Source organism: Rhodoferax sp. UBA5149 (genome assembly GCF_002413825.1).
Classification (GTDB): Bacteria; Pseudomonadota; Gammaproteobacteria; order Burkholderiales; family Burkholderiaceae_C; genus Rhodoferax.
Genome location: NZ_DHXT01000195.1, coordinates 22,980 through 30,853 on the forward strand (window position 1 = coordinate 22,980; position 7,874 = coordinate 30,853).

Below are 7,874 nucleotides of genomic sequence, written 5' to 3' on the forward strand. Positions count from 1 at the left end.
CAGCGAGGCGGTCACCGGCCTGCAAGCCCAGGCGTCGGTGCGCTTCAAGGGGGTCAACATTGGCAAGGTCACGGCCATCGGGCTCGACCCGCAAGTCCCCGGCCATGTGCTGATCCGCATTGCCATTGATGACCAGGCTCCGATCACCGAATCGACCTTCGCCACGCTGGGCTTTCAGGGCGTCACGGGTCTGGCATTTTTGCAGCTGGACGACAGCGGCGCATCGCACCTGGCGCTGCCGGCTGGCACCGTGCCGCCTGCCCGTATTCCCATGCGGCCCGGCCTGCTGGCCCAACTGTCCGACCAGGGCACCCGCATGCTGACGCAACTGGATGAGACCAGTCGTCGTGTCAACCTGCTGCTGGCACCCGACAACCAGAAGCATCTGATGGACGCGATTGGCAGCCTGGGTCAGGCCGCTGCCAGCATCCAGCAATTGTCACGGGATACCAGCAAAGTGCTGCCACCCCTGGCGCAAGAGGCCAGCGCCACGCTCAAGACCCTGCAGGCCGCCTCGGACCGGGTCGGAGAGAGCGCCGATGAGGCGCGCGACTCGGCCCGCGCCTTCAGGAAAGTGACCGAACGCATGGACGCCAAAGGAGGCACGCTGGACCAACTGGCCAAAGGCGTGGACACGCTGGCCGCCACCGGGCAAAGCCTGAATGCCGCCACCCTGCCACGACTCAACCGCGCCGTCGACGAGACGACCCGCACCGCGCGTCAGGTGAACCGGGTGGCGGGCACCGTCAACGACAACCCGCAGTCCCTGATATTTGGCAACGGACCGCTGGCGCCCGGCCCCGGTGAACCGGGATTTTCCGCAACTCCAGGCAAACCATGAAAAACGCTATCAATTCAATAGCTTCTCACGCTTATTCCATGAGGGCTAGAGGCATTTTTCTTCTTATAGCTTGGGCGCTGACCGGCTGCGCCCTGCCCGACAAACCGGTGCGCCCGGCGGTCTACGACTTTGGCCCCGGCCGCCTGAGCGCCCCGGCGGCCAAGCGCATGACCGGGCTGGCCCCGCTGGTCGTCGGCGAGGTTGAGGCCAACCCGGCGCTGGACAGCACCGCCCTTCTGTACCGGCTGGCCTATGCCGACGCCCAGCAACTCCATCCCTATGCCCTGGCCCGCTGGAGCATGACGCCGGCGCAGCTGGTGCGCCAGCGCCTGCGCGAACACCTGGGCCAGCGCCATGCCCTGTTCAACCCCGGCGACAGCGGCTTGAGCGACGCCGCCTCGGCCCCGGCCCTGCCGACCCCGCTCACCTTGCCCGCCCCACTGACGCTACGCATCGAACTGGAAGAGTTCAGCCAGCTGTTCGAGACGCCCGACAGGAGCGTGGGCCTGCTGCATCTGCGCGCCACGCTGACGCGAGCCAGCCCGAGCGGCGAAAAATGGCTGGCGCAACGCAGCGTGGTCGTGCAGCGGCCCGCCCCCAGTGCGGACGCGGCAGGCGGTGTGCGGGCCATGACGGCCGCCACCGACGCGGCCGTGCTGGAGATTGACGAGTGGCTGCAGGGGCTGCAGGGGCATGGCGCCGATTGAGGCGACGGTGAAGTGCAGTAGCATTCACCAAAGACAAATCCGCATGAACCGCGCCCCCCTGACCGAACTCACCCGTGGCCGCACCCCCCTACGCCATGCCCTTGTCTGAGGCCATGACAGCGCACCCGGACCTGGTGTCAGACACGCGCCGCGACGACCTGGAATTCACATGAGCAAACTATCCCTGCTGGACCTGGCCTTTTTTGTCGCCGAATCCGACGCCAGCCCGAAGCATGTGGCCGGTCTGCTGATCTTCAAGAAACCGCCCAAGGCCGGTGCGGCGTTTGTCAAAGACCTGTACCAGGCGTACTTAGGGTTTACCGATGTGAAGCCGCCGTTTAACCGGGTGATCCAGTTTTCGCTGACCGCCATGCCGCGCTGGAAAGAGCTGGACCACGTGGACCTGACGCAGTACATTTTTTATCACAAGCTCGCCCGCGGCGACAACGATCGGCGTGCGCTCTACCGCTTTGTCTCGCAGCTGCACACGCCCCGGCTGGACCGCTCCCGCCCGTTGTGGGAGGTGCACGTGATTGACGGCTTGCCAGACGGCGGCTTCGCCCTGTACCAGAAGATGCACCACGCGGTGGCCGATGGCGTCACCATGGCGCGCTGGACCGCCCAGGGTTTCTCGGCCAACGCCGAGGACCTGGGCTTGCGACCGATCTGGACCGTCAAGCATGGCGTGGACGGGGTGGCGCGCACCCGGCTCCGGCAGGAAATGATCAAGTCGGCCTGGGCGCAGGCCGCCAGCAACGGCAAACGGTTGCTGGGCATTGGCCGGCTGGCCGCCATGCTCTTGCTGGAAAGCGTCAAGCTCACCAAGAACGCCATCGCCTTGCCCTTTGTCGCCAGTGCCGACACGCCGCTGACCGGCCAGGTCACCGCGGGGCGGCAATTTGCCACGGCGGCGGTGTCGATGGAGCGCGTCAACCGCATCCGCCAGCGCACCCGCTCCACACTCAACCATGTGGCCCTGACCTGTGTCGACGCCGCGCTGCACCGTTACCTCAAGGATCAGGGCGTGCAGCTGGCGCGCCCCATCACCATCCAGATGCCGGTGAACCTGCGCCAGGAAGGCGAAAAAACGGCCGGCAACAAGATCGGCATCGTGCAGGTGGAGCTCTCCGCGGCCACGGATGATCCTTACGTGCGCCTGCGCAACATCGGCTTTTCGCTGCGCAATGTACGCACCATGATTGACAGCGTGGCACCCGAGGCGATCGAGTCCTACACCCTGATCACCGGCGTGTTTGGTCAGATCGCCGAGATGCTGCACCTCAGCAATCAGCTGCCGCCCACCGGCAACACGCTGGTCTCCAATGTGCCGGGGCCTGCGACCACCTTGTTCCTGAAGGGCGCGCGCATGCTGGAAATGCACCCCATCAGCACCCTGCCGCCGAGCAACCTGCTCAACATCACGCTGTTCAGTTACGCGGGCGAGCTGTACTTTGGCCTGATTGCGACCGACGCGCTGCCCCATCTGGAGCGCCTGGGCGACTATTTGGTGGAAGCCTTCACCGAACTGGAAACCTCGGTGCGCGACGCCCACGCTTGAACGCCTCGAAGTTCATTTAGACTCAGTGCAACGCAATGCGGCCGTTGAACGTTGAAAAGAATTGATAGGTGACGTCAAGCCCGGGCGACACCGCCGCCCGCTTCGCAAAGGCACCAAGACCACCATGTTCCCAACCATAACCCGGCTCATGCACCGCATGGCAGACTTCGTCTGGCAACGACTAGCCGACCTGATATCGGGAGAACTGAAACAGGCCGAACTGAGCTTGCTGGTTTCGCCCCATCGGCACCTGTCGCTGCTGACGCGTCGGCGCGCGACCATGATCGTCAACCGGGTGCGCCTGATCGCGCTCCTGTTCGCGATATTGACGCCACTCTGGAGCGTGATCGATCTGCTGGTCTTTCCCTATCCGCTGTGGCTCACCCTGGCCGCGATGCGGGTGATGGCCAGTGCGGTCTTCTTCAGTCTGTTGCTGCACTACCGGCCCAATGGCGACCTGTTCGATGCCTATCGCGCGATGGCGCTGCTGTTTGCCATTCCGACCACTTTTTACATCGCCTCCTACTCGGTCCTCAGCCACTACCATTTGACTGGCATGGCGGCCGCCATCGGCGCCGGTTATGGCTTTTTGCCGTTCGTGCTGCTGGCCGGTCTGGCCATCTTTCCGCTCACCCTGCTGGAGAGCATGTTGATCGCCAGCCCGATCCTGCTCGCCCAGGGCCTGGCCGGCTCGCTGAACTGGGCCACGCTGGACTGGCCTACGTTTGTCGGCGCTTTCTGGTTGCTGATGTTGATCACCAGCGTCTCCACGCTGGCCAGCATGAGCCAGCTCTCGTTCATGATTGCGTTGGTGCGCCAGGCCATCCGCGACCCGCTGACGCGGGTTTTTTCGCGCCGCAGCGGCGAGGAAGTGCTGGATCTGCAGTTCACCATCGCCAATCGCAGCCAGGCACCGCTGTCGGTCGCCTTCATCGATCTGGATCACTTCAAAAGCATCAACGACAAGTTCGGTCATGACGCGGGCGATCAGGCGCTGCTCGATATGACGGGCATCGTCAGCAGCAATCTGCGCCGTGGCGATATGCTGGTGCGCTGGGGCGGCGAGGAATTTCTGCTGATCATGCCCAACACCGACCTGATCCAGGCGGAGGCCGCGCTGTTTCGCATGCGCAGCATTGGTTTTGGCATGCGCCCCGACAGCACGCCGCTGACCGCCAGCATCGGTATCGCAGAGCGCAGCGCCGATCAGCTCACAGACTGGAAAGGCTTGGTCGGTCTAGCCGATCAACGCATGTACCTGGCCAAACAAGGCGGACGCAATCGGGTCATGGGGCGAACACAGGCACAGGAACACTGACGCCGCGACCAGTTCAAAGCCTTGCTGGAGGCGCATGACCGGGTTGTTGACGCGGCGCTTACCTTGCCACTGACAAAACCGTTTTCTCCCCACTTCCGGCTTTGGCAAGCTGCAGGGCACCGAACTGGATCTCGCCGGTGAGCTGGCCGCCTTCCTCGATCACCACTTTGCCGTAGCGAATCTTGCCGGTCACTTTGCCAGTGGCAAAGATCGTCAGCTTCTCGCGCACCGTCAGGTTGCCATCGAACTGGCCGTGAATCTCGGCTATGTCGATCTCAGCCGACCCTTTGAAGGCGCCCCGCTCCGAGATCTGGATCACGCGCGAATCCATGGTCGCCTCCACCAGGCCTTCGACCACCAGCGTGTCGCAATCGGTAATTTCCACCCCTTTGAGTTTGATGTTGGGCCCCACCGTCAGCTTGCTGCCGGCTTCTTTCGCCGGTGCACTGGCGTTGGCAGGATTCTCCACCTGGGGCGCTGCGGTCTGCGGGGTGGCCGAAGCGCCCGACGCACCGTAGCCACCGGCGCTCGGCATGGGAACGCCCTGGCGCGCCGGTGCGGTTTCAGGTTCACGTTTATTGAAGAAGTGAGGAGACATGGCCATGAAATTTCCTTGAAAAACTCATGGTACGGGCCCTTCATTTGAAAGTCTCCACCGCGTTTGCAAGATTGGTAACAGAATGAATTTCAGTCACCGCGCAGCGGCACGCCCAGCGCGTGCAGGACCTTTGCTATTGTGGTTTACCACAATAGCAAACCGCCGATTCACTTCTACAGTTAACGCTGCAGGAACACCTGTTTCGCAAGTTTCCCTTACTTCAGACTTAGGAGATATCCAATGAAAGTTTCCAAATTGTTGCTTGGCCTGCTGCTCAGCTGCGCGGCCTTGGGCGCGAGCGCCCAGACGATCATCAAGTTCAGCCATGTGGTGGCGGCGGACACACCCAAGGGCAAGGCTTCCGAATTTTTCGCCAAGCGCGCGGCCGAATTGACCCACGGCAAGGTCAAAGTCGAGGTCTACCCCAACAGCGCCTTGTACAAGGACGGCGAAGAGATGTCTTCCTTGCAAATGGGATCCGTGCAGATGCTGGCGCCCTCGCTGGCCAAATTTGGCCCACTGGGCGTGAAAGAGTTTGAAGCCTTTGACTTCCCCTTCATGTTTGACGGCACCGCCGAGTTGCACAAGATCACCCAGGGCCCGGTTGGCGCGGCACTGCTGGCCAAGCTGGAGCCCAAGGGCATCAAGGGTCTGGCCTACTGGGACAACGGCTTCAAGTCATTCTCGGCCAACACGCCGCTCAAGAGCGTCGCCGACTACAAGGGCAAGAAGTTCCGCATCCAGTCGTCCAAGGTACTCGAGGAGGAAATTCGTTCAGTTGGTGGCATTCCGCAGGTGATAGCCTTCTCCGAGGTCTATCAGGCGCTGCAGACCGGCGTGGTGGACGGCACCGAGAACCCGATCTCCAACTTCTACACGCAAAAAATGCATGAAGTGCAAAAGCACCTGACACTCACCAACCACGGCTACCTCGGCTATGCGGTCATCGTGAACAAGAAGTTCTGGGACGGACTCCCGGCCGACGTGCGCGGCCAACTGGAACAAGCCATGAAAGAAGCCACCGTCTTTGCCAACAAAATAGCCCAGGAAGAAAACGACAAGGCGCTTGACGCCGTCAGAAAGAGCGGCAAGACCGAGGTCTATACCCCCACCAACGCAGAGCGTATGGCTTTGAAGAAGGCCATGGCACCGGTGCACATCAAGATGGCGGACCGCGTCGGCAAGGACACCCTGCAGCAGTTTTACCAGGTCACGGGGTTTGACCCCGCCAAGCTGTAAACCCGCTTGATGCGCCACCGGCCACCTGCCTTGCTTACCGGAGAGTTACTTGATGAAATTTCTTGACCACCTGGAAGAGTGGTTGATCACCTTCCTGATAGGCGGTGCAACGCTAATCATTTTCGTGGCGGTGCTACACCGATACGCGGCGGGTATGTCCATTCCGGGCCTGCAGGACTGGCTGCTGTCGCTTAACTTCGGTTGGGCGCAGGAGCTGACCATCATCATGTTTGTCTGGATGTGCAAGTTTGGCGCGGCTTACGGTGTGCGCACTGGCATCCACGTCGGGGTGGACGTGCTGATCAACCGGCTGGATCTGCCGATGCGGCGCAAATTTGTGATCTTGGGGCTGTTGGCCGGAGCCCTGTTCACCGGCATCGTGGCCACATTGGCGGCGCGCTTTGTCTGGGAAAACGGCGCCCACTACTACTTTTTCAACCTGTTTCACCTGTCGGTGGACGGCATCCCGGAAGGCCCCACCACGCCGGATCTGGAGTGGCCCACCTGGATGGTCTATAGCGCCGTGCCGCTGGGCTCGTCGTTGATGTGTTTCCGGTTTTTGCAGGTGATGACCGCCTTCATTAAAACCGGTGAACTGCCGCACCATGACCACGGCCATGTCGACGGGCTTGACGCTGAAGAACCGCTGCCCGTGGACGCCAACCCCTACGGCATGGCGGACAACCTGCACGCCCGTGATCTGCACCATTCACTGGACGATAAATCTCGCAAAGACGACACCTCCAAAGAAGGGGACGGCCAATGAACGCCGCCATTATTTTCATCCTGCTGATGGTGCTGATGCTCACCGGCATGCCGATCTCGATCTCGCTCGGCCTGACGGTGCTGACCTTCCTGTTCGGCTTCACGCACGTGCCGCTGGAATCGGTGGCGCTCAAACTGTTTACCGGCATCGAAAAGTTCGAAATCATGGCGATTCCGTTCTTCATTCTGGCGGGCAACTTCCTGACCCATGGCGGCGTGGCGCGGCGCATGATCAACTTTGCCTCCAGCATGGTCGGCCACTGGTATGGCGGCCTGGGTCTGGCTGGCGTTCTGGGCTGCGCTTTGTTTGCGGCGGTGTCGGGTTCATCGCCGGCCACCGTGGTGGCGATCGGTTCCATCCTGATGCCGGCCATGGTCAGGGCCGGGTTTCCCAAGAGCTTTGGCGCCGGTGTGATCACCACCTCGGGCGCCTTGGGCATCCTGATTCCCCCCAGCATCGTGATGGTGATGTACTCGGTGGCGACCAACACCTCGGTAGGCGCCTTGTTCATGGCCGGTGTGGTGCCGGGCATCGCGCTGGCCTGCGTGCTGGGGGGGGTGACCTGGTACCGCGCCAAAAAGTTCAACTACCCGCGGCTGACCCGGGCGACGTGGGCCGAACGCCTGAAGGCCTTTCGCGCTTCCGTCTGGGGCCTGTTGCTGATCGTGATCGTGATGGGCGGGATCTACACCGGCATGTTCACCCCCACCGAAGCCGCGGCCATGAGTGCGGTCTATGCCTTCTTCGTGGCCGTATTCGTCTACAAGGACATGAAGTTGAAGGACGTGCCACGCGTGCTGCTCAATTCGGCCAACATGTCGGCAATGCTGCTGTACATCATCACCAA

8 protein-coding genes are annotated in these 7,874 nt (G+C 62.0%); 7 read left to right on the forward strand and 1 reads right to left on the reverse strand.

All coding sequences use genetic code 11. The annotated features are described in order from the left end of the window. From B3V69_RS17445 to B3V69_RS17460, 4 genes are all read left to right on the forward strand, one after another. Positions 1 to 841 (forward strand): MlaD family protein (locus B3V69_RS17445; RefSeq protein ID WP_296448269.1); only part of this gene is annotated, 841 nt, incomplete at its 5' end. Continuing rightward, positions 838 to 1,548, forward strand: a complete 711-nt coding sequence (locus B3V69_RS17450; RefSeq protein WP_296448270.1) for an ABC-type transport auxiliary lipoprotein family protein — start codon at positions 838 to 840, stop codon at positions 1,546 to 1,548. The genes B3V69_RS17445 and B3V69_RS17450, both read left to right, overlap by 4 nt. A gap of 169 nt (positions 1,549 to 1,717) precedes the next feature. Beyond that, positions 1,718 to 3,106 carry a wax ester/triacylglycerol synthase domain-containing protein gene (locus B3V69_RS17455; protein WP_296448271.1) on the forward strand — a complete coding sequence of 463 codons (1,389 nt, stop codon included), beginning with the start codon at positions 1,718 to 1,720 and terminating at the stop codon, positions 3,104 to 3,106. Between the two features lie 124 nt (positions 3,107 to 3,230). Next, positions 3,231 to 4,424: a GGDEF domain-containing protein gene (locus B3V69_RS17460; protein WP_296448272.1), complete on the forward strand. Its 1,194-nt coding sequence runs from the start codon at positions 3,231 to 3,233 to the stop codon at positions 4,422 to 4,424. A gap of 58 nt (positions 4,425 to 4,482) precedes the next feature. On the opposite strand, the gene B3V69_RS17465 is transcribed toward B3V69_RS17460, so the two are convergent. After that, positions 4,483 to 5,028 carry a bactofilin family protein gene (locus B3V69_RS17465; RefSeq protein ID WP_296448273.1) on the reverse strand — a complete coding sequence of 182 codons (546 nt, stop codon included), beginning with the start codon at positions 5,026 to 5,028 and terminating at the stop codon, positions 4,483 to 4,485. Between the two features lie 234 nt (positions 5,029 to 5,262). On the opposite strand from B3V69_RS17465, the gene B3V69_RS17470 reads away from it, so the two are divergent. The 3 genes from B3V69_RS17470 to B3V69_RS17480 all read left to right on the forward strand — a co-directional run. Continuing rightward, positions 5,263 to 6,261: a TRAP transporter substrate-binding protein gene (locus B3V69_RS17470; protein WP_296448274.1), complete on the forward strand. Its 999-nt coding sequence runs from the start codon at positions 5,263 to 5,265 to the stop codon at positions 6,259 to 6,261. Between the two features lie 52 nt (positions 6,262 to 6,313). After that, entirely contained in the window at positions 6,314 to 7,027 is a 714-nt protein-coding gene (locus B3V69_RS17475; protein ID WP_296448275.1) for a TRAP transporter small permease, read from the forward strand. After that, positions 7,024 to 7,874 (forward strand): TRAP transporter large permease (locus B3V69_RS17480; protein WP_296448276.1); only part of this gene is annotated, 851 nt, incomplete at its 3' end. The genes B3V69_RS17475 and B3V69_RS17480, both read left to right, overlap by 4 nt.